General features: G+C 47.9%; 1 pseudogene. It reads right to left on the reverse strand.

Annotation, left to right across the window (positions count from 1 at the left end):
* Positions 1 to 11: 11 nt before the first annotated feature.
* Positions 12 to 292, reverse strand: a pseudogene (locus SB660_RS19860) (glutathione-dependent formaldehyde dehydrogenase); the annotation flags it as partial.

Raw genomic sequence — 292 nt, forward strand, 5'->3', positions numbered from 1 at the left:
GCCTCCGTTCTCTAAGGTTTGAGTACAACTTTAATACAATCATCTGTTTTCGTGTCAAACATCTCATAGCCGTTCTTCGCTTCACTGAGCGGAATGACATGGCTTACAACATCACCCGGGTCAATTTTGCCGGTTGACACCAGTTCAAACATATACGGCATATAATGGATAACCGGAGCTTGTCCTGATCGGATATTGACGTTCCGCTGCATGATATCGCCAAGGGGAAACCCGTTGTATCTGCCGCCGTACACACCCGTAATCTGGATCGTTCCGCCTTTTCGCACCGCTT

Source organism: Bacillus sp. SIMBA_005 (genome assembly GCF_046535585.1).
Lineage (GTDB): Bacteria > Bacillota > Bacilli > Bacillales > Bacillaceae > Bacillus > Bacillus pumilus.